A 21,785-nucleotide genomic window follows, 5' to 3' on the forward strand; every position below is an offset into this window, starting at 1 on the left:
AAATTCCTAGAGGAATTCAGCCGCCTGTTCCGGCGGCAGCGGTCTGTGGAAATAAAAGCCCTGGATCGCATCGCAGCCTTTCCCCCGCAGGAAATCATACTGCTCCTTCTCCTCCACCCCTTCCGCCACGATGGAAAGATTCAGACATTTGCCCAGGGCGATGATGGCCGCGCTGATTTCCGCGTCCTTGGTGTCGTGCGCAAGATTCATGACAAAGCTGCGGTCGATTTTCAGCACATCAATGGGAAAACGTTTCAGGTAGTTCAGTGATGAAAACCCGGTACCGAAATCATCCAGGCAGATCTGCACCCCGGTTTTTTTGATTGCCCGCAGCATGCGGACCACCTCGCTTCCCGCCCCCAGCAGGATGCTTTCCGTCAACTCCACCTTCAGATAGTGCGGATCTATCTCCTCCTCCTCCAGCACCCCGGCGATCAGTTTGTCGATTTTTACATGCCGGAACTGGGGGCTCGACAGATTGATCGAAACAGGTACCAGGCGTCTGCCCTGCTGCTGCCACGTCTTGAGCTGACGGGCGGCCTGGCGCAGCACCCATTCGCCGATGGGCACGATGAGGCCCGATTCTTCCGCCACCGGAATGAACTGGGCGGGCGGGATGGTGCCGCGGAGCGGATGCCGCCACCTGATCAGGGCTTCCAGGCCGACAACGGCAAGGGAAACGGCATCCACCTGGGGTTGATAATGCAGGAAAAATTCCTGGTTGTCGACGGCCCGTCGCAACTCGCTTTCCAGGGTGAGCCGTTCCAGGGAGGCCGCGTTCATGGACGGGGAAAAATACTGGTAATTGTTTTTGCCGAGTTCCTTGGCGTGATACATGGCGATATCCGCGTTTTTGATCAGTTCGTCGGCGTTTTCTCCGTCATCGGGGAAAAGAGCGATGCCGATACTGAGCCCGATAGAGAGCTCGTGCCCGGCAAGGATGATGGGACGGGAAACGTCTTCAAGAATCCGGCGGGCCGTTGTTGCCGGGTCGCTGCGTTCCTTGATGTAGGTCAGCAGTATGGTGAATTCGTCGCCGCCCAGCCGGGCAACCATGTCCGGCTCCCGGTCGGCGAAGTCGCGGAAAACGTAATCGGAGTTGCGGGTCGCGGTAGTCAGCCGCTGCGCCGTGTTTTTCAGCAGCTCATCCCCAAGTTTGTGGCCGAGGGTGTCGTTGATCCTTTTGAAATCGTCCAGATCGACAAACATGAGGGCGAGCATCTCGTTGTGTCTCTTGGCCCGGGCCATGGTCCGGGAAAGAAAATCATGGAACATGACCCGGTTGGGAAGGCCGGTGAGGAAATCATAGTAGGCGAGCTGGCGGATCTGCTCCTGGGAGGCGAGCAGGTTTTCCCGCATGTCGCTGAACGAGCGGGACAGTTCCGCTATTTCATCGTGTTGTCCGGTGTTTGCCGGGAAAAGAGCGGCGTCCAGGTTGCCCTCGCCGAACTGCCGCGCCGCATTTTGTAATCGTTGCACCGGACTGATGATCATTTTCCGGCAGGCGGCAAGGAGGAGAAGGGAAATGACGGCAATCGCGGCAAGGGCGGCAATCCCGGTGAAGACGGCGAGCCGGTTGCTCGCCGCGGTCAGATTTTTTTGCGGGGTGACGGAAAAGAGAAAGACATCTCCGACAAACCGCCGGCCGGCGATGAAATATCTTTCGTGCCCATCGTCAATCACGGTGAAATCGTCTTTGCCGGAATGCTGGAGCGAATCAAGCTTTTCCGGGGTAAGGACGTGGGCAAGTTCCGGGATGCCGGCTTCATAAAAAATGCGGCCATGCCGGTTGAGGAGAAAAAAAGAAGTTTGGTAGTCATCCTTGAACCGGCGTAATTGTTCGGCAATAAATCCGCAGTCGATGGTAAGCGCGACATAGCCGCGCAACTGCTCCGGCGCGGTGACGCTTTCCCGGCTGAGATCGCGCAGCAGGATTCGCCGGCTGACCAGCAGGGCCACCCGGTTGGTGTCGGGGTTGATGAAGAACGTGGCAAAGAGGTTGTGCGGGTTGGCGTGCATGGCCTGGAAAAATGGTGAACTCCCTTCCTCTTCGGTAACGTTTGCCGGTTCAGGGGGAGCCACCCGGGTGTCTTCATAGCCGTCCGGCAGCAAAACGCGCATTTCATAGTAGGCGGGGTTTGATTCCCGGAAGGAGCTGAATAAACGATTCAGGGGCGGCTGCAGCAGGCTGTATCGTTCGTTTTCGTCCGGGGTGAGCAGATACTGCTGGAGAATGCTTGAGGCGGCGATCACGTCGACATCCTTGAAGGCGGCGGCCAGCACGGACTGGAAGTGATCGGCGGTGCGGGCCAGGAACATGGAGACGGAGTTGAACGCCTGATTCACCGTGGCGTTGCGGAGAAACGAACAGGATATCGCGCCCAGCGCCACCATGCTGACGACAACCACCGGGGTGATCAGCAGGATTATTTTCGACTGTAATCGCACCGGCAGATTCTCCGCTTAGTGGATGACGTCATTGAAAATGGTGTTGACCTTTTTGGTCACCCGGGGTGGAAGCTGGGCATAACTTTCCGATTTCAAGAGGCTTTCCCTGGAGGGATAGATGACGGGGTCGGTGAGAAATTCCTTCGGCAGCAGCTTTTCCGCCTCCTTGTTGGTGGTGGCGAAATAGGCGAAACGGGCGAGTCGGGCCATGACGGTCGGCTCATGGATGAAATTGAGAAACTGTCGCGCCCACTGCCCCTTGGTCGAAGAACGGAGCAGGACGAAATAGTCGCACCAGAGATTGCCGCCTTCCCTGGGCAGCACAAAACGGATGGCCGGATTGAATTCCCGCAGGGCCAGGGCGTCGCCGTTATACATCATGGAGATCAGGGCCTCGCCCTGCACCAGGGCCGAGTCTTCGGTAAGGGAATAAAGGGAATAGCTCTTGACAAAGGGTTTCTGGGCCAGCAGCAGTTCCCCGGCCTGGTCGAGCTGGCCGGGGTCGATGGAGTTGGCGGAATGACCAAGGGCCTTCAAGGCCATGCCCACCAGGTCGCGGGAATCCTTGATCATGAGAATCTTGTTTTTCAGGGCGGGATCCGGCCTGAACAGGTCCATCCAGCTTGTCACCGGTTCCGCCAGCCTGTCGCTTCGGTAGCCGATGCCGAGGGTTCCCCATAAATAGGGGACGCCGTACTTTTCGGCCTCGGGAAAGGCCTCCCTCCATCTGCGGTCGATAAAACGCAGGTTGTCGATTTCCTTCTCGTTGATGGGGACGAGCCAGCCCCGCGCGACAAAGGAAGCGATACTGCTGCCGTTGGACAGCACCAGGTCATAGCCTTTGCCGTCGGCATTGACCAGCATTTCGTTTCTCATTTCATCTGTTTCATAATAGACCTCGCTCACCGTGATGCCCGTCCTTTTTTTGAATTCAGCGAGAATCTCCGGGTCGATATAGTCCGACCAGTTGAGCAGGATGAGTTTCTTTTCCTCATCGGTTTGCGCTTCCGCCCGGCAGGCTCCGGAAAAAAACGGCATGAGGAAACAAAAGAGGAAAAAAAGCAGAAGGGTACGGGGCAATCGCGTCTTTTGCATGGCGGCACAGCTCTCAGAATTATGGCGATGGGACAGGGCGTCCCGGCCTTGCGTCTTTTGTTACTGCTGATTTTATTATAGCAGGGAAAAAAAAATCACGAGTTTTTTTCCTCGACTCCATGGAATTTTTCTTATATTTCGGGCACCTCTCCGGCTTGTTATAAATTATTTTTTCTCATGTGCTTGACAACCCGTATTTCAGGGATATATTATGTGCATATGTTCATAATTAATTCATGCAAAATGAGGAGGAATCGTCATGAAAGTCGCCGTCAGTTCCACGGGAAAAGAGCTTCAATCCGCAGTTGATCCGCGTTTCGGCAGGGCAGCATACCTGGTGGTGGTGGAGACGGACACCATGTCCGTGGCCCAGGTGATCGATAACAGCCAGGCCGTATCCATGGCCCACGGAGCAGGCATCAACGCCGCTTCACGCATTGCCGAGGCAGGGGTTCAGGCGGTGCTCAGCGGTCTCATCGGCCCCAAAGCGGCGGCGGTCTGCGACAAGGCGGGCATCTCCATGATTAACGGCGCAAGCGGCACGGTTCGCGAGGCGGTGGAACAATTCGTCGGCGAGTATGAAATCGAGCCTGGGGCGCGGATCGCGCAAACAACGGCAACGCAACCCGGCAGGCCACGGTTGGGACTCGGAAGGAGTGCTGGAACCGGCACGGTTGCGGGGGCCGGCATGGGCAGGTGCGGCGGGAAGGGCCTGGGTGGAAGAATGAGCGGCGGAATGGGGCTTGGGGGCGGCAGGCGCCGTGGCCAATGCGGAAATCAGTGAGCGGATCCGGGGGCGTGATGAAAATAGCGGTGGCCAGCGGCAAGGGCGGCACCGGCAAAACCACGGTGGCGGTGGCCCTGGCCTGCTCGGCCGGGGGGCCGGTGCAGTATCTGGACTGTGACGTGGAGGAACCGAACGGACATATCTTTCTCCGGCCCGTTTTTCACGGAAGCCGGGAAATTTCTTTGGCCGTTCCCCGGGTGCTGGAGGAAAAATGCACCTGGTGCGGGAAATGCCGCGATCTCTGCCGATTCAACGCCATTACCGTCTTCGGTCGCACCATCATGGTTTTTCCCGACCTCTGCCATGCCTGCGGCGGATGTTTTCTCGTATGTCCGGAAAAGGCATTTGTCGAAGAACGACGGGTGCTCGGTCTGCTGGAAAAGGGACGATCCGGGGAAATCGATTTTGTTCATGGTCGTTTGCGGGTGGGGGAGGCCATGGCGGTACCGCTTATTCATGCCGTCCTGGAGGAGGCTGCGGCGGAGGGTTTGGTGATCATTGATGCGCCGCCCGGCACCTCCTGTCCTTTTGTCGCTTCGGTGAAAGAGGCTGAATACGTCCTGCTGGTCACCGAGGCCACCCCTTTCGGTCTTCATGATCTGAAAATTGCAGTGGCCGTGCTGCGCAAGCTCGGTTTGCCCTTCGGCGTGATCATCAACCGGTCCGATCTGGGTGACGTCAAGACGGCGTCGTGGTGCAGGCGGGAAAATATCACGATTCATAGTGAAATACCCTTTGACCGGAAAATTGCCGAAGGATATGCCGCGGGTGTGCCGCTGGTCGACAGTCGACCGGAATTGCGGCAGACCTTTTCTTCATTGCTTGAGGAGTTGCAATCATGAAAGAGCTTCTTGTGCTGAGCGGAAAAGGCGGTACCGGCAAAACCACCATTGCCGCCGCCCTGGCTGCCCTGATGGAAAACAAGGTGATTGCCGATTGTGATGTGGATGCCGCGGACCTGCATCTTGTCCTGAACCCGCGTGCCCGGGAAGAGCATGAATTCTGGTCCGGGGTGGAGGCGGTGATTGATGCGGAGCGTTGCGTGGCCTGCGGCACTTGCGTCGAGCTGTGCCGTTTTCATGCCATCACCCTTGAGGAAACAGCGCGACTCCTGCCTTTTTCCTGCGAGGGGTGCGGAGTATGCGCCGAATTCTGTCCGGAAGGGGCCATCCGGCTGGAGGAAAAGCTTTCCGGCGACTGGTTTGTCGCTGATACGGCGTATGGTCCCATGGTGCATGCCCGGCTGGGAATCGGCGAGGAAAACTCGGGCAAACTGGTCAGTCTGGTGAAAAGAAAGGCGCGCGAGGTGGCGGAAGGATGCGGCGCTTCGTGGTTGCTGGTGGATGGCCCGCCCGGCATCGGCTGCCCGGTCATTGCCTCCCTGTCAGGGGTTGATTTTGCCCTGCTGGTTACCGAACCGACCCGATCCGGCCTGCATGATCTGGCGCGGGTGGCGGAACTGGCCGCGCATTTTAAAATCCTGACCGGGGTGTGTATCAACAAGTGGGATCTGCAGCCGGACGTTGCCGCGGAGATAGAGGCGTTCTGCCGGGAAAAAAATATTGCGCTCCTCGGCCGGGTTCCTTTTGACGTGGCGGTGGTTGATTCCATTGTCCAGGGACGTACCCTTATTGAGCATGCGGAAAATTCCCCGGCTGCCCGGGCGGTGCGGCAGTTGTGGCAGAATTTGTTGAATTTCGCGGATCTGGGAATGAAGGTGCCGGATTAAAAAAAAGACAATCCCTTTGAGGATATTTTCCTAAAATTTTAATTTGTGGAGGTAGCTGGTGAAATCACTCGTTGTTTATTCAAGTCAGTCGGGCAATACAAAAAAATTGGCCCAGGCGGTGGCGGATGCGCTGCCCGGAGAAAAAGAAGTGGTGGCGGTGGATGGCGCGCCGGAAAAACTGGACGGAGTCGATCTTGTCGCCGTGGGATTCTGGCTGATGGCGGGCAAGCCGGACCCGAAAAGCAGTGAATTCCTGGCCGGGGTGGCGGGGAAAAAAGTATTTCTTTTCGCCACCCATGGCGCGGCCAAAGGCTCGGCCCATGCCGCGGCAGCCATGGCGCATGCGGTTAAAATCGCGGCTGGCGCCCAGGTGGTCGGCAGCTTCAGTTGCCAGGGCGAGGTGCAGGCCAAGGTGATGGAAACGGCCCGGGCCAAAGTACCGCCGCCGCTGTGGCTGGCCGATGCCCCCTTTGCCGCCGGACACCCGGACGCGACGGATATTGCCGCGGTCAAAGACGCGGTCCTGGCCTGCCTTTAATCTGCCCGGCCGGTCCGACTCAGTCGGACCGGTCAGTCGTTTTCCTCTTCCTCGTCCAGATCGAGTTCCGGGTAGAGCTTATTCACGCATTCCGGGCAGATGCTGTGGCTGAAGGAGACGTCGGAGTGCTTCATGATGTAGCCTTCCACCTGCTGCCAGTAGCCCGCGTCATCGCGGATTTTTTTGCAGCTGGCGCAGATGGGGATGATGCCCCGCAAGGTTTTGATGTGCTCCAGGGCCTCGCGCAGCTCCGTGATAAGCCGCTCCTTTTCCCGTTCCCTGACCTTGCGGGTGTCGATTTCGGTTTTCAGGCGGAGAAGGGAACGCACCCTGGCAATGAGTTCCACCTTGTTGAAAGGTTTGGTGATGTAATCCACCGCCCCGGCATCAAAGGCGGCCTGCAGGCTGTCGCTTGAGGTGTCGGCGGTGATGATGATCACCGGTGTCGGCGGCCGGCCGGTTTCCCTTTCATGGTCGCGGATCAGGCGGGTGGCGCTGTAACCGTCCATTACCGGCATCTGGATGTCCATGAGCACCAGGTCATAATCCCTGCTTTGAAACATTTCCACCGCGGATGTGCCGTTTTCCGCCATGTCGAGCTGAATGGGGGTGCCCCTGAAAAAGCGTTCGATGATCAGGCGGTTGTGGATGTAATCCTCGACCAGCAGCACCCTGGCCGCGCGGAGGCCGGCAGGGCGGGTGCCGTCCCCATGGGCAGGCTGAAGAAAAAGGTGCTGCCCCGGCCCTCCCTGCTTTCCAGCCAGATTCGACCGCCCATCAGGGTCACCAGTTCCTTGGAGATGGTCAGGCCGAGGCCGGTGCCGCCGAAACGCCGGGTGGTGGAGGAATCAGCCTGCACGAAGCGCTCGAAGATGGCCTCCTGTTTGTCCGCCGGGATGCCGAGGCCGGTGTCGGCAAGGCAAAGAGCAGATCCACCGCGTCTTCCCGGCAGGCGTCGTTGGAAAGCCGACAGCGCACGGTAATCTCACCTCGCGCCGTGAACTTGATGGCGTTGCCGGTCAGGTTGATGAGAATCTGTCGCAACCGGCCGTAATCGCCCCGCAGGCAGGAGGGGGACGTCCGGGGACAGGTCGAGATGCAGTTCAAGCCCCTTTTCATGGGCCTTCAACGCCATGAGCGAACAGACGCCTTCCAGCAGCTCCAGGGGGCTGAATTCAGTCAGGTCGAGTTCGATCCGGCCGGCCTCCACCTTGGAAAGATCAATGATGTCGTTGATGAGGGCGAGCAGGGCCTCGCCGTTGTTTTCGAATACTTGAACGTATTCCCGCTGTTCGTGGGTGAGCGGGGTCTCCTTGAGCAGATCGGCCATGCCGATGATGGCGTTTAACGGCGTGCGAATCTCGTGGCTCATGTTGGCGAGAAACTCGCTTTTGGTCCGGGTGGCCGCCTCGGCCTCCTCCTTGGCATGGAGAAGTTCCCGCGCCGCCTTTTTTCTTTCCGTAATGTCACGGGCCACGCTGAGAATGAGTTGCCGTTCGCTCACGGTCACCAGGCGGGCAAAGACCTCGACCTCCATCTCCGTGCCGTCCTTGCGGGAATGGGTCGTCTCAAAAGCCGCCTCTCCGGTGGTGAAGATCTGCCGCAGTCGCTGCTCGATGAGGTGGGCCTGTTCCCGGGTATCGATTTCCGAAAGACCACGTTCCAGCATCTCCGCCTGGCTGTAGCCGCGGCTTGTGTAAGCGGCGCGGTTGGCATAAACCATGCGGCCCTCGAGATCGAGAACAAAAACCGAGTCGATGGCGTTGTCAAGCATCAGCGAGCGGAAGGCGAGATCCTCCTCCGCCCGGCGCTGCATCAGGATGTTCCACATGGTGTTCATGAAAAGGTTGATCTGGCGGACATCCGTTTCGTCGTAGGGCTCTTCCTTGTTGCCGACGCCGATGACGGCGACGAGCCGTTCCCCGGAAAAAATGGGGGTCGACAGGTGGCGGCTGAGGGGAAAATGGCCGTCGGGCAGGCCGTTTTTTTCGGCCATGCCCGGATAATCGTTGTGGATGACGGCCTGCCGCAGGCGGATACTGTCCGCCCAGATACCGGCGTCGGCCAGCGGGTAATGGAGGGTCGGCGCCGCGGTGCAGCGTTCCCGCGTCGCCCGCGACCAGGAATAGAGTTCGATGCCTTCCTTGTTCTCATGGAAGAAATGGAGATAACCAACCTCGCTTCTGGTCAGTCGCACCATCTCCTCCAGGGCATGATCGGTCAGCTCCCGTTCCGAGGCAAAGGGGCGCTGTGAAAGCTGCAGCAGGACGGAAAGACGTTCCTCTTCCCGGCGCAGCGCGTCCATGGTCCTGGCCAGCTGCGTTTCCGTTTGTTTGCGTCGGGTGATGTCGCTGCCGATGACCGAAGCAGCGATGATCCTGCCCGCGTTGTCCTTGATCGGGGATACGGTGAGGGCGACGTCGATCTCCCGGCCGTCCTTGCGCCGCCGGGTGGTTTCGAGATGTTCCACCGCCTCGCCCCGCTGGAGGGTGGCGAGTATGTCCCGCATTTCATCGTCATGGCCGGCTGGGGAGAGCATGAGGACGGAACGGCCGATCACCTCTTCTTCCCGGTAACCGTAAATTTTTTCCGCCCCCCGGTTCCAGCTCGTGATGATGCCCGTGGGGGTTTTGCCGATAATCGCCTCTTCGGCGGAGGAGACGATGGCTGCCAGTTCCCTGGTTTTTTCCTCGGCAGCCAGTCGTTCGCTGATGTCGCGGAAGGTCACCACCGCGCCGGCCGCGACTCCCTGACGGATGATGGGGGTGGAGCTGATGGAGACGGGCAGGAATGAACCGTCTGATTTGATAAAGTGTTCATCGCGTTCGATCTGGGACAGGCCGTTGACAATGGCGAGATGCGCCGGGCACGATGCAATCGGATTGGGCGAACCGTCCGGCCGGCAATGGTGAAAGATGTCATGGCTTCCCTTGCCCAGCACATCGGCGGACTGGCAGCCGAGAAGCCTTTCCGCCGCCGGGTTGATGAAGGTGATGCGTCCCTCCCGGTCGAGAACGAAGATTCCTTCCGCCACCGTGGTGGTGATCTCCCGCAGACGTTCCTCGCTTTCCCGCAGGCCGGCCTCGCGTCCCTGCACCCAGCCGATCAGTTCCTGAAAGGAAGAAGTGACCTGGGATATTTCATCGTTGCCGCCGCGAGCCGCCTTTCGTAACGTATCCTGCATGTCGGGGGTGAGCCGTCCCGCCTCGATATAGCTGCGCCACCACTTCCTGCGGCGAGTGGGACGCCAGCCATTCCAGGGTCCGGCGGAGAATGCGCACCATGGTCGCGGCCATCTCCGGCTGGTCGTTGATGACATCGGAACGGGTGACCAGGGTGGCGTGGAGGAAGCCGAGTCCGGGAATGGAGGGCGACAGTTCGGGTATGGCCGGGTTGGCGAGGATAAAAACTTTGCCTTCGGCCGCAAGCCGAGTGGCGAATGGCTCGTCGCCCATGATGGCGTCCACCGAGCCGCTCAGGATGCAGGCCGACTGGTCCTGCCAGTTCTTGCCGATGGAAAGGAAGCGCACCTTGCCGGGTTCGATACCTGCCTGGGCGAGGAGAGCTTCCATAACCTGCTGGGTAAGGTTTTGCTGGTGGCGGAACTGGTGGTCACGCCGATGGTCCGTCCCTTGAGATCGGCAATGTTTCGCACCTCGTCCTTCAGGTCGGAACGGACCATGAGGGTCCACAGCGGCGCGTCGTTCACCGCGGCAATGGCGACCACATCAAGACCTTTCGCCTTCTGGGACATGATGGCCGGCATGCCGAGCATGGCGAAATCGCTGTTGCGGGTATTGAGATTGCGCAGTGCTCCGCTGCCGCCGCCGACGGAGATGATCCTGAGTTCGGCCCCCTCGATCCGGTCCGCCCCGACTTTCCGCATCAGGTCGGCCGGCAGAAAGGAAAGATTGTGCGGGCCCGGTACGCTGAGACTGATCTTCAGCAGCGGCGCGGCCCAGGCCGGCAGCAGGGCGAGGACGGGCAGCATCCGTAACAAAAGGTGCGGATGGCAGGGGGAGGGCGTTTTTTTTCATGTTGTTCACGAAAGTTTTCTCAATGTGAGGTGAGGGGGAGACCGCCGGTGGCGGCGACACGAGATGTCGCGTATGAAATAATTTTGGCAAGAGCGGCGAAAAAAAGCAATTGAAAAGGGTTACGGGCGGAGGTCTGCTGCCGGGATCTCGTCCAATGAGTGGTGTGCTTCCGTTTCAGTCACTACACCTCCTTTGTCGGGAGAGAGTAAGGAAATGAGACGGCAAGGGGATTTCCTTCGGGTGGAAACGCCAGGCCGGGGAATTGATGGTATTACGCTGAATCATCTCGTGTCTCTTTTATTTGCGGTACGGACCGGCATTCGAGAAAAATGCGAGCCGTGCAGCGGGCGCAGATATTCTTGTCCAATCGCCGGAAGATGTCGGCGATGGCATCCGCTTTCTTTTCATAAAGATTTTCAACCCCTATTTTTACGAGTTCATCGACCAGGCGAAAATGATCACAAACCCCCTCGTTGATGTGATAGATGTATAACCTGCCGCCGGCCGCCCTCCTCTCCTCCGCCAGGCGGACGAGAAATTCCGCGCCCGCCATGTCGATGAGATTGATGCCGCTGGCCACGATCAGCAGGTGTTTCTGGCCGGGATTTTCCCGCAGCAGGGTGTTAAGCGTTTCCCGCACATGGTTGACCGCGCCGAAATAAAGGGAGTGATCGATGCGCACGATTTTCAGTTGCGGACATTCCGGCAGACCGGGGTCGGTGACAAAGGGTCGGCCGGCCTGGCGCGGGTCCGGCACCCTGACGCGAAGCCGAGGCTGGGAGGTGCGGCGCAGGTAGAGAACCATGGACAGCATCACTCCCAGGAAGATGGCGAATTCAAGTTCCAGAAAGAGGGTGGAAAAAAATGTTGTCCCCAGGATCAGGCTTTCATAGCGGCTGGCCCGCAGGATTTTTTTGATGTGGTGGAAATCGATCAGGCCCCAGGCCACCAGAAAGAGGATACCGGCCATGGCCGAGTTGGGCAGGTAGCGGGCCAGAGGGGCAACCAGCACAACCAGGACAATCAGTAATCCTCCGGCGAAAACGGCGGCCAGCGGTGTTTTCGCTCCGGCCTGATAATTGAGGCCGCTTCTGTTGAAGGAACCGGTGGCCACATAGCCGGAAAAAAAACTGCCGATGATGTTGGAAAGGCCCTGGCCGATGAATTCCTGGTTGGCGTCAAGATCCTGGCCGGACTTGTCCGCCAGGGCACGGGCGATGGATATGGCCTCGGTAAGGGCGAAAAGGGTTGTCGCCAGGGCCGCCGGCGCGAGCATCCGGATGGTGTCAAGGGTCAGATGCGGAGCGGACAGGGGCGGCAGGGAAGAGGGCAGGGCGCCGACCGAGGCGATGTGCGTCACTTCGTCGCCCATCATGCGGGACAGAAAAAAAGCAAACAGGCTGCCCACCAGCATGGAAACGATCATATAGGGAAATTGGGGACGGAATCTTTTGATGAGCAGTCCGGCAAGCATGGTCATCAGCCCGACACCGGCGGCGTATGGATTGATGTCCCGCCAGCCGGCAAGGATGGCAAAAATTGTTTCCAGGAAATTTCCGCCCCTGGGCAGCGCCAGTCCGAAAAAATGCTTGAGCTGGCTGGTTGCAATGAGAATGGCGGCGCCTGCGGTAAAGCCGACCACCACGGAATGGGAGATGAAATTGACCAGGGTGCCGAAGCGGACCAGGCCCATGCTGAGCTGGATGACGCCGACCATGATGGTAAGCGTCAGGGCCAGTTTGACGTACTCGGCGCTGCCGGGTGTGGCATGTTCACTCAACACGGAAAAGATGACGATGGAGGCGGCGGTGGTGGGGCCGGAAACCAGATGCCGGGATGAGCCGAAAAGCGCGGCAACGATGGCGGGGATCATGCCGGCGTAAAGCCCGTATTCCGGCGGCATGCCGGCGATGGTGGCAAAGGCGACCCCCTGGGGCAGGGCAACGACGGCGCCGGTAATGCCCGCGGTCAGATCGCAGCGAAAGGTCTTGCCGGTAACCAGCGGCCACCAGGAGACAAAAGGAAACAATGCTGCAATCCAGTTCCGCTGATTCATGGCGTTTTTCTCCTTTTTTGCCGTAGAGCGCAGCCGATACAAGTCGTGGCGCGCAACCGGCCTGGAATGACTTGCCGAATCTTCTCCTGTCATGATTATTGCGCCCTTGTTCGGCAATGCCAAGTTTTTTCTTTTGTTACTCGATAAATGTTCCCCGGCGATCCTCTCTTGCCCATCATGGGCGGAACCGTGTCTCCCTCACGAGGGGGTGAACTGAATCGGCTGCGCGCTCCGGACATTGCACCCCGCGTGCGGTCGGTTTGCCTGTCAATTACCAGGTTCTTGTCGCAGACAAAAAACAAGGATGTTGTTTGACAGGGAAACATCAAGTTTATTATGGTGAAACAGCAGGCACTTTTGTTGACGTCCTGCATGCAGGGAAGAAGGAGCTTGTCCGCTGCGGGCAATCCATCGATCCTGGTTTTCAGTGCACTGCTCAGGAGGATAACGCACGGTTATGGATACCAAATTCTTTTTTATCATCGCGGCAGTCGCCCTGATCTTTACGCTCGAAGGCGTGTTTCCCCACTATCGGAACCGCACGGCCAGGGTGAAACACGCCCTTCCCCACTTCATGACAGCGATCATGAACGGCCTTCTGACAAGGTTTCTTCTGGCGGGGCTGACGATGGCGGCAATCGCCTGGGCGGAAACGAAATCCCTGGGGCTTGCCCACGTCCTGCCGCTTCCTGCTGTGGCGAAACTCATTATTGTCTTCGTGCTCTTCGATATATGGATGTACTGGTGGCATCTGGCCAACCACCATATCGGATTTTTGTGGCGGTTCCACCGGGCCCACCATTCGGACACCGAGATGGATACGACCACGGCGCTTCGCTTTCATCCCGGCGAACTCCTCCTTTCCACGTTTTTTCGACTGCCCGTCCTCATCCTGATCGGCATGAGCTTTTCCCAACTGCTCCTGTTCGAGGTTTTACTGAATGTCTCCACCCTGTTCCACCACAGCAACCTGGCAGTGCCGGAGAAATGGGACCGCCTGCTGCGCACGGTCATTGTGACGCCGAACATGCACCGTGTGCACCACTCGGTGGAAATGGCCGAGACGAACTCGAACTTCACCAGCCTTCTGTCCGTCTGGGACCGATTGTTCCGGTCCTTCCGGACAAGGGAAGACACGCATGCCGTCACGATGGGGTTGGAGTCCTACAGGGAAACAAGGTACCAGCGGCTGTGGGGATTTCTGATAACGCCGTTTCTGTGATGCCCGCGGCCCGAAGAGTCCCTTGTTGCACCATGAACCGGACCGCCTTGCCGTTGTCGTTGAAAGCGTCCCCGGGGAGGTCGGGGAAAAGCGGGGGGAATCCGCGAAAAGGAGGCATGGATGACGAAAGCGAAGTTTTTCGGATATCTGCAGACCGGCCAGCGCACATGTCACGACACGTCAGGTAACGAGATTGCCTGTGCCGGAAGCGGGCAGGATGGAGAATTCAGCAAAGGCGCCCCCTGGCCGACGCCGCGATTTGAGCCGAAGGCCGAGACGGCGCTGGATCGCCTGACAGGTCTCACCTGGACCCTGAACGCAAACCTTGCCGAATTTCCCATGGCCTGGCAGGCGGCGCTTGACTTTGTCGCGGAAATGAATCGGGAGAGTGCCTTTGGTTTCTCCGGCTGGCGGCTGCCCAATCGGCGCGAACTTCGCAGTCTGGTCAGCCATCAAGCAAAAAAACCCGCCCTGCCGGAAGACCACCCGTTTCAAAACGTTTTTCTTGGGTGGTATTGGACGTCCACGACCGCGGCGATCAATACCGCTTACGCCTGGTATGTGCACATGGAAGGCGCGCGGATGTTTTACGGCGCTAAAGAGCAGTTCTGTCTGCTCTGGCCGGTCCGCGGCCAAGGATATGCCGTGTTGCCCGCCACCGGACAGACAGCGTGTTACGATACGGCCGGCCGGCTGCTTCCCTGCGCGGGTACGGGGCAGGACGGAGAACTCCGATCCGGGCGGGCATGGCCGCTGCCTCGTTTTGAGGTTCTGGGAGCTGCCGTCATCGATCATCTGACAAATCTCTGCTGGCTGAGGAATGCCGATCTCACCGGCAGGCCGGTATCATGGAGCGACGCATTGGCGGCGGTGAAGGATTTCAATCGGAAGTGCGGGGAAAATTGCTGGCGGCTGCCCACCATCAACGAACTTGAATCCCTGGTGGATTGCAGCAGGCATGGACCCGCCTTGCCCGCCGGGCATCCCTTTCAACTGGTGCGGGAAGGATACTGGTCGTCCACCTCGAGCATGTTCGAGCCGGACTGGGCATGGGCGCTCTATTTCGTCAAAGGGGCGGTGGGGGTCGGATACAAACAGGGGGCTCATTTCTCCGTATGGGCGGTTTGTGACTGTCCGCGAACACTGGGGTGATCCGCCTTGCCGACGGTGAACCAGCTTTTTTTCACCCCTCATCTTCATTTTTCTCCTCCATCAATTTTCCTCGGTTTTTCGGCGGATGGCCTGGAGCCACACTCCTGCCGTCCCCCGTTATCTGCTCACTCTTCAGTCAGGGCGGCCGGTTTGATGGTCTGCGGGCCGAAGCGTTCGTTGATCCGGTCAAGGGCGCTGTTCAACGCCCGGCGTTCGGTCCTGCCGTTGCCGTCGAAGAGGTTGAGCTGGGCGGGCAGGGTGTCGTTTGTCAGGTTGCCTGCAATGATTCCCACCAGTCGCAACGGCTTGCGGCCGGCCATGGTCTTGGGCAGCAGGTCAATGACCGCCTGGTAAAGCTGCTTCGCGTCGTTGGTTGGATGATGCAGCGTAACGGCCCGGCTTATTGCGGAAAAATCAAAATATTTGATTTTCAGGGTAACGGTGCGGCTGCTGCAATGATGGCGGCGCAGTCGTTCCGCCACCCTGGTGGCCAGCCGCAGCAGTTCCTTTCTGATTGCAATCATGTCCGTCATGTCGGCGGCAAAGGTTTCCTCGTTGCCGATGGACTTGGTTTCATGCTCCGTTTCCACCCGGCGATTGTCAATTCCCCTGGCGCAGAAGTACATGTGGCGGCCCTGTTTGCCGAATTTTCTTTCCAGGAAATCAAGGGAGAAGCGGGTGAGATCCCCGATGGTTCTTACCCCGAGCAGTTCCAGGGCGGGCAGCGTTTTTTTGCCCACGCCCCACAGGCACTTAATGGCGAGCGGGGCAAGAAACCGCTCTTCCTCGCCATGGGGGACGATGGTCAGTCCGTCCGGTTTGTCCCGGTCAGAGGCGATTTTGGCGACAAGTTTGCTGCCGGCGATCCCGGCGGAAACGGTCAGCCCGATTTCTTCCCGGACCCGGGCGCGGATCATTTCGGCAATCCGCGCAGGGGAACCGAAAAGGCGGTGGCAGCCGGTAACGTCAAGAAATGCCTCATCCACCGAGATCTGCTCCACCTTGGGCGAATAGTCGTGGAAGATATCCATGATCCGTTCCGACACCTCCTGGTAGCGGCCCATGCGCACCGGCAGGAAGATCCCCTGCGGGCAGCGTTTGCGGGCAATGGCCACGGCAAGCGCCGAATGAACGCCGTAAGCCCGCGCTTCATAGGAAGCGGCACACACCACGCTGCGGTCTGAGGCGCCGCCGACGATAACGGGCTTGCCGGCAAGTTCGGGGTTGTCCATAACCTCCACGGAAGCGTAAAAGGCGTCCATGTCAAGATGGATGATGTCGCGTTTCATGGAATGGGGAAAAGATATTTTGGGGGATGCCTCTGGGTGCGTCCCCATGGTGACGGCCGGTAAAGTTTTTTTTGCATCTGCCGAAAAGTAGGTTGAAGGCTTTTAAAAAAGGCCGGTTTTCAACGACGATTACCGCCGTAACAGCCATGGAGGAAGAAAAATGCCGAACCAAAACATGGAAATACTGGTTGTCGATGATGTTTCCTCCCTGCGGACCATCATGAGGGTGCTCCTGCGGAAAATGGGTTACGACCGGGTCAGCGAAGCGGCCAACGGCAGCGACGCGTTTGAAATTCTCCGGAAGAAAAAAATCGATCTCATCATCTCCGACTGGAATATGCCGGAGATGAACGGCTATGAATTGTTGAAGTCCGTGCGTGAAGACAGCGACCTCAGTGATATTCCTTTTATCATGATCACCGCGGAGACATGCGGCAGCAAGGTCGCCATGGCCCTGCAGCTCAAGGTGAATCAGTTTATTCTGAAACCGTTTTCTCTCCAGGTGCTGGAGGAAAAAATCAACATGGTTGTTCATTAGCGCAGGTGCGGGAACCTGCCGCTTTTCTGCCGCTGTCAGGGCAGCGGCTCGGTCGTGTAGGCGATATTGGCCTCGTCCGATGAAAAGCCGGGCAGCTCCTTGCCGGCCTTTACGTCCTCCACCCAGTTCGGGTTCAGCAGTATCGACTTGCCGCTTAAAGCGATGTCCGCATCCAGCAGGGCCTCTTCCGCTGTTTTCCGGTCATGGATCTTGCCGCAGATCATCAGGGGCAGTTTTGTCATCTCCCGGGTGAGCCGGGCCATGGTGTGTTCCGTGCCGAAAGCCCTGTCGCTGAAATTATAGGTGGAGACCGAGACGGCATCGACCCCGGCGGCGTCTATCATGGCGATCATTTCCTGCCACTCGTGCCTGTCCGCAAAAAGCGAAACATCCATGTCGGCGATTCCCCAGTTGGAGATGCGGAAGGTGAGAATGATTTCTTCCGGCACCGCCGCCTTGACCGCCGCGATCACCTCCCCGGCAAAACGGAAGCGGTTGGCCGCACTGCCGCCGTAACCGTCTGTTCGCTTGTTGGAGTAGGAAGAAAGAAACTGGTTGATGAGATAGCCGTGCGCCCCGTGGATTTCGATGGCGGAAAAACCGGCGGCCACCGCACCTTTGGCCGTCTCGACAAAACCATTGACGGCGTGGTCGATGTCAAAGCGGCTCATTTCGTCCGGCACCGGGTAGGGGGCGCCGGTCAGCGGGTTCTGCTGACTGGGGGCAACCGGGCTCGGCGCGATGACCCGGCCCGCCGGATTGACCTCGTTCCAGCTCATGCGGCCGCAGTGAAACATCTGCATCACCGCGAGCGCCCCGTGCCGGTGAATCGCTTCGGTTACCGGGCGCCAGGCGGCGATCTGCCGCTCGGTGAGCAGCCGCGCCTGTCCCGGATAGCCCTGGGCGCTTTCATAATCGGTGACAATCGCCTCGGTAAACACTAGGCCTGCGCCGTTGGCCGCGCGGCGCACCAGGAAATCAAGCACATCCTGGCGGGGAATGGCGTCTTTGACCGATGACATGCGGGTCATCGGCGCTACGCCGAGCCGGTTTTTCAGGGTGAAGTTCTTCAGGGTGAAGGGGGTAAAGGTTTTTCCCGTGTCCGTGCTCATGATTTTTCCTCCTGATTGGGCAAGGTTGTTTGTTTTGACGGGAATGGCAGTTTTTCCCATTCGTCAACCAGCCATTTTTCCACCTCGGCGGGCGGCGGCATGCGGCCCGCGCATTTGATCCCGCCGTTGATGATGAGCGCCGGCGTGGTGATGACCCCATGACGCCATATCTCATCAAGATCGTGGATCTGCTCGATGTCCGCGGCAATGTCCAGCCGCTGCATGATATCGAAAATCATGGTGTTGAGTTTGTTGCAGCTGACGCAGCCGGGGCCAAGGATTTTGATGGTGAGCTGCTGCCGGTTTTGCTCCTTGCCGCCTGAAGCCCGTTCAAACTCCGCACGCAGGGCGTTTTTGTAAAGATCAACGGCAACGGGCGGCACGTAGTTTTCCCGGCTTATTGATTCAAAAAGAAATTCAACCGCCTCGTCAATCTGGATTCCCATGGTGAGAGCCTGCTGCATTGCCTGATCAAGACCGATCAGCCCAATGGTGGCCCGGCCGATTTGTATTTTTTTTTGCATGATTGGCTGTTTAATTAAAAAGTTTGAGTTGTTTCCCCTGGGGTTTGTTTCGTTTTGGGCCGTTCTCTTTCGTTATTTCCACCAGTTCCGACGGAATTTCAGCAAGAAACGGCGATGGTTTCTCCTCGCCTGAACAGGAAAGGAGCAGCCGGTCTTTCGCCCTGGTCATGCCGACATAAAAAAGTCGCCGTTCCTCTTCCGGGTCGCAGCCCGGCATGCGGCAAGGCAGCAGGCCGTCGTTGACTCCGGTAATAAACACCACCGGAAACTCCAGACCCTTGGCCCCGTGCAGGGTCAGCAGCGACACCGCCTCGGCCCGGTCGTCATAGATGGTTGCCGCCCTGTTTTCGGCAAGATGACGGGCGTATGAGGCAAGATCATTGAAAGCGCCTGCCAGCCGGAGAAAGCGCTGGGCATTGGCGGCAGCGGGATCGCGCCGGAAAAGGGAAAAAAGCGGCTGATAGGCACGGGCAAGGGAGGCGGGCGCCGTATCATGAAAAACCTTTGTCGCCTGTCGCAGGGTGTCCAGTATTGTCGCCTGTCCGGCGCCAAGGGGCAGGGACTGCATGCTGCTGAAGAAATCCGGGCCGGTAAGGGGGAGCTCCTTTTCCAGCCGCGCCAGGGCCACGGGGCCTATTCCCGGCATTTCCCGGCAGAGGGCCAGGGCGTCCACCGGGGTGGCGATGCCTGCCGCAACCAGTGTGGCAAGGGCAAGGGGGAGAATGTCCTTTCCCATGAAAAAGGGGCGCGCGCCCACCAGTTGAAACGGAATGCCCCGGCGTTCCAGGGCCTCGGCCAGGGATTCGGCCTGGCGGGAGAGGCGGTAAAGAACGCCGATGTCACGGAAGGTGTACCGGCGTTCCTCGCCGCTGGAGCGGCCGGAATTAATGGAAAAGCTTGAGATGCCGCCCAGGAGTTTTTCGATCTGCCTGACCACGTGTTCGGCTTCCGCCCGCCCGCTTGGCGCGGTAAAAAGGGAGATGCGGCCCGCGGTAGGGCGTTCCGCCGTTATCTTTACGTCGCTGCGGACCCGGTTATGGCGGATCAGATCGCTTGCCGCGGCAAGAATAACAGGTGCGGAACGGTAATTGCGGTCAAGGGCCAGACATTCTGTTCCCGGTTCCTCGGCAAAACGGAGGAAGAAGGTCAGGTCGCTGCCCCGGAAGCCGTAAATGGACTGGTTGGCGTCGCCGATGACAAAGAGGGAGGCGGACCGGCCCAGCAGGGAAACCAGGGTGAACTGGCTCCGGTTGACATCCTGGAATTCATCAACAAAGAGATGGCGCACCCGGTCCCGCACCAGCTCCGCAAAATCGGCATCGTTTTGCAGTTTCTCGACAAAGACGGCAATGATCATCTCCAGGTCGACGGCCTTGATATTTTTCAGTTCCGCGAGATACGGGGTGACGAGTGGTACGTTTTCCGGCAGCGGCGGAAAGGCGCGAATAGCCTGAATGATTTTTTTTCGTTCCCCTGGTGTTGCCCCGGCATAAAGGCGTTTGACCAGCAGTTCGCGATCGTCGTCGCCGATGACCGCCAGATCCGGAGTTTCCCGCTGCAGCCAGTCGAGACAGAAGCGGTGGAAGGTGCCGACAAAGACCCGTTCCGATCCCTCACCCGCTTTTTGCAGCAGGCGGTCCTTGACCTCATCCGCCGCCCGGTTGGTAAAGGTGATGGCGGCAATGTGCCCGGGGTCGATTTTTCGTACCGTCAGCAAATGAGCCAGGCGGGCAACCAGGGTGTGGGTCTTGCCGGTGCCGGGTCCGGCGGACACCAGAATGCGGCGGGCACTGCTGCTGACCGCCTGCTGCTGCTTCGTGTTGGCGGCGGCCGGAGCGGCCGGTAATGCCGGTTCGCGGTCGCGATGCGGAGCGCTGTTCGGCACGGCGTTTTTTGGTTTTTTTCCGGCTTGCGGCGGCTGATCGGCAAAGAGGGCGGCCTGGCCGCGCAAACGTTCGATCTCGCCCTCGGCAAAGGCGTGGATGACCCCGAACTCGCCGTCAAAGCCCGCCCGGCGGATCACCCTGCGCGTGCGTATCCTGGCAACCGCTTCAGCCAGCAGGGGCGAAAAGGCATTGATTTCTTCAGGCGGGGCATGGAGAAAGAGGTTGAATTCCGAGCCGAAGCGGTTGACCGTTTTCCGGTACTGCTCCATGACCCCCTTGCCGGCAGGGCCTTTGCCCATGATCTCGCCGATCACTTCGGGCAATGGGATGAGGCTTTGAAATGTCGGGCCGTTTTCCGGATAAAAGGGAGTGTCCCGGTCGGCCAGGTCCATCACACGGTGGAAGACGCCGACAGTGAGCGGCTTGCCGCAGACCGGGCATATCCCCCGGCAGCCCCTGGTCTCGTTGGGCTCCATGACGACATTGCACTTGCGGTGGCCGTCCAGATGGTATTTGCCCTCTTCCGGGAAAAATTCCATGGTGCCGAGAAAGCCCAGGGATGGCTTTTGCAGGGCCTTTTTCAGGGAGAAGAAATCGAGTTCGCAGTCAAAGAGGTTGACCTCCCGGCCCAGCTTCCCAGGGGAGTGGCAGTCGGAATTGGAGATCAGGGTGTAGCGGTCCAGGGCCGAGACCAGCCGGTTCATGTCCGGGTCCGACGACAGGCCGGTCTCCAGCGCAAAAATATGGGGGGTGAGATCGCCGAAACATTCCTCGATGGAGTCAAAACCTGATTTTGAGCCGAACAGGGAAAACCAGGGGGTCCAGATATGGGCCGGCACCAGGAATCCCTCTTCCATCTCCTCGAGCTGGATTTCCAGCAGGTTCCGGGAGTCAAGGCCTAAAATGGGGCGGCCGTCGGACTCGATGTTGCCGATGGCGGCCAGCCGCCGGTTGATCCGTTCGGCGGCTTCGAGATCCGGGGCAAAGAGGATGTTGTGCACCTTGCGCACCCGGTCGTGCCGTTTGTAGATGGAGCTTATTTCCGCGGTCAGGATGAAGCGCACCGGGATGTCCTCGGGGGCAACGCCGGGCAACGCCGGGGCGTTTTTTTCATCGCGCAGCTTGAACAGGCCGGGCTCGGCCGGGATAAGCTGCTCCTTTAACTGCTGAAACCAGCCGGGATGGGTAAAGTCGCCGGTGCCGATAAGGTGGATGCCCTTGACCCGCGCCCAGGCGGAAAGACCGGCAACCGTGCTTTCCTTGCTGGTGGCCCGGGAAAAGGGAGAATGGATATGGAGGTCGGCGAGAAATTTCATGGATTGTTTTTTTGCGGCGCCATCTTTTTTTGACATTCGTCGGAAGCGGAATTAAG

General features: G+C 58.9%; 20 protein-coding genes. 7 read left to right on the forward strand and 13 right to left on the reverse strand.

Features of this window, described 5'->3' with window-relative positions:
• Positions 1-6: 6 nt before the first annotated feature.
• Together BM485_14060 and BM485_14065 are read right to left on the reverse strand one after the other, a co-directional pair.
• Positions 7-2,448, reverse strand: a complete 2,442-nt coding sequence (locus BM485_14060) for a hypothetical protein (GenBank protein OKY74383.1) — start codon at positions 2,446-2,448, stop codon at positions 7-9.
• Positions 2,449-2,463: 15 nt separating this feature from the next.
• The gene (locus BM485_14065; protein ID OKY74384.1) at positions 2,464-3,543 is read right to left on the reverse strand and encodes a hypothetical protein; all 1,080 of its coding nucleotides are present in this window, start codon (positions 3,541-3,543) and stop codon (positions 2,464-2,466) included.
• 259 nt (positions 3,544-3,802) lie between these two features.
• Here BM485_14065 and BM485_14070 point away from each other — a divergent pair, with 259 nt between their 5' ends.
• From BM485_14070 to BM485_14085, 4 genes are read left to right on the forward strand one after another with little or no spacing between them, the layout of a single operon-like run.
• Positions 3,803-4,327, forward strand: coding sequence for a hypothetical protein (locus BM485_14070; GenBank protein ID OKY74385.1), 525 nt, complete (start codon positions 3,803-3,805; stop codon positions 4,325-4,327).
• Between the two features lie 17 nt (positions 4,328-4,344).
• Positions 4,345-5,172 carry a (4Fe-4S)-binding protein gene (locus tag BM485_14075; GenBank protein ID OKY74419.1) on the forward strand — a complete coding sequence of 276 codons (828 nt, stop codon included), beginning with the start codon at positions 4,345-4,347 and terminating at the stop codon, positions 5,170-5,172.
• Positions 5,169-6,059 (forward strand): (4Fe-4S)-binding protein, encoded by an 891-nt coding sequence (locus BM485_14080; protein ID OKY74386.1) that lies wholly within the window; start codon positions 5,169-5,171, stop codon positions 6,057-6,059. Before BM485_14075 ends, BM485_14080 begins: the two co-directional genes overlap by 4 nt.
• 58 nt (positions 6,060-6,117) lie before the next feature.
• On the forward strand, positions 6,118-6,597 hold the full coding sequence (locus tag BM485_14085; GenBank protein OKY74387.1) for a flavodoxin family protein: 480 nt from the start codon (positions 6,118-6,120) through the stop codon (positions 6,595-6,597).
• Between the two features lie 32 nt (positions 6,598-6,629).
• On the opposite strand, the gene BM485_14090 is transcribed toward BM485_14085, so the two are convergent.
• The 7 genes from BM485_14090 to BM485_14120 form a co-directional block, all read right to left on the reverse strand.
• Positions 6,630-7,268, reverse strand: coding sequence for a hypothetical protein (locus BM485_14090; protein OKY74388.1), 639 nt, complete (start codon positions 7,266-7,268; stop codon positions 6,630-6,632).
• Positions 7,232-7,456: a hypothetical protein gene (locus tag BM485_14095; GenBank protein OKY74389.1), complete on the reverse strand. Its 225-nt coding sequence runs from the start codon at positions 7,454-7,456 to the stop codon at positions 7,232-7,234. The genes BM485_14090 and BM485_14095 overlap by 37 nt, the downstream gene beginning before the upstream one ends.
• Entirely contained in the window at positions 7,402-7,704 is a 303-nt protein-coding gene (locus BM485_14100) for a hypothetical protein (protein ID OKY74390.1), read from the reverse strand. The genes BM485_14095 and BM485_14100 overlap by 55 nt, the downstream gene beginning before the upstream one ends.
• Positions 7,583-9,781, reverse strand: a complete 2,199-nt coding sequence (locus BM485_14105) for a hypothetical protein (protein OKY74391.1) — start codon at positions 9,779-9,781, stop codon at positions 7,583-7,585. Before BM485_14105 ends, BM485_14100 begins: the two co-directional genes overlap by 122 nt.
• A complete protein-coding gene (locus tag BM485_14110; GenBank protein ID OKY74392.1) occupies positions 9,738-10,127 on the reverse strand; it encodes a hypothetical protein in 390 nt (129 codons plus the stop codon). The genes BM485_14105 and BM485_14110 overlap by 44 nt, the downstream gene beginning before the upstream one ends.
• Positions 10,073-10,597, reverse strand: coding sequence for a hypothetical protein (locus tag BM485_14115; protein ID OKY74393.1), 525 nt, complete (start codon positions 10,595-10,597; stop codon positions 10,073-10,075). Before BM485_14115 ends, BM485_14110 begins: the two co-directional genes overlap by 55 nt.
• A gap of 308 nt (positions 10,598-10,905) precedes the next feature.
• Positions 10,906-12,690 (reverse strand): sodium-independent anion transporter, encoded by a 1,785-nt coding sequence (locus tag BM485_14120; GenBank protein ID OKY74394.1) that lies wholly within the window; start codon positions 12,688-12,690, stop codon positions 10,906-10,908.
• Between the two features lie 457 nt (positions 12,691-13,147).
• Here BM485_14120 and BM485_14125 point away from each other — a divergent pair, with 457 nt between their 5' ends.
• Both BM485_14125 and BM485_14130 read left to right on the forward strand, forming a co-directional pair.
• Positions 13,148-13,912, forward strand: a complete 765-nt coding sequence (locus tag BM485_14125; GenBank protein ID OKY74395.1) for a hypothetical protein — start codon at positions 13,148-13,150, stop codon at positions 13,910-13,912.
• A 120-nt stretch (positions 13,913-14,032) separates the two neighbouring features.
• The gene (locus tag BM485_14130) at positions 14,033-15,064 is read left to right on the forward strand and encodes a hypothetical protein (protein OKY74396.1); all 1,032 of its coding nucleotides are present in this window, start codon (positions 14,033-14,035) and stop codon (positions 15,062-15,064) included.
• 125 nt (positions 15,065-15,189) lie between these two features.
• Here the strand turns inward: BM485_14130 and BM485_14135 are convergent, their stop codons facing one another.
• On the reverse strand, positions 15,190-16,353 hold the full coding sequence (locus BM485_14135) for a hypothetical protein (protein ID OKY74397.1): 1,164 nt from the start codon (positions 16,351-16,353) through the stop codon (positions 15,190-15,192).
• Positions 16,354-16,513: 160 nt separating this feature from the next.
• Here BM485_14135 and BM485_14140 point away from each other — a divergent pair, with 160 nt between their 5' ends.
• A complete protein-coding gene (locus BM485_14140) occupies positions 16,514-16,891 on the forward strand; it encodes a response regulator (protein ID OKY74398.1) in 378 nt (125 codons plus the stop codon).
• Positions 16,892-16,926: 35 nt separating this feature from the next.
• Here BM485_14140 and BM485_14145 read toward each other — a convergent pair whose 3' ends face one another.
• The 3 genes from BM485_14145 to BM485_14155 are packed head-to-tail and all read right to left on the reverse strand — an operon-like array spanning position 16,927 to position 21,729.
• Positions 16,927-18,003: an NADH-dependent flavin oxidoreductase gene (locus tag BM485_14145; protein ID OKY74399.1), complete on the reverse strand. Its 1,077-nt coding sequence runs from the start codon at positions 18,001-18,003 to the stop codon at positions 16,927-16,929.
• A complete protein-coding gene (locus BM485_14150; GenBank protein OKY74400.1) occupies positions 18,000-18,542 on the reverse strand; it encodes a hypothetical protein in 543 nt (180 codons plus the stop codon). The genes BM485_14145 and BM485_14150 overlap by 4 nt, the downstream gene beginning before the upstream one ends.
• On the reverse strand, positions 18,538-21,729 hold the full coding sequence (locus BM485_14155) for a DNA helicase II (GenBank protein ID OKY74420.1): 3,192 nt from the start codon (positions 21,727-21,729) through the stop codon (positions 18,538-18,540). Before BM485_14155 ends, BM485_14150 begins: the two co-directional genes overlap by 5 nt.
• Positions 21,730-21,785: the final 56 nt, after the last annotated feature.

The organism is Desulfobulbaceae bacterium DB1, from assembly GCA_001914235.1.
GTDB lineage: Bacteria > Desulfobacterota > Desulfobulbia > Desulfobulbales > SURF-16 > DB1.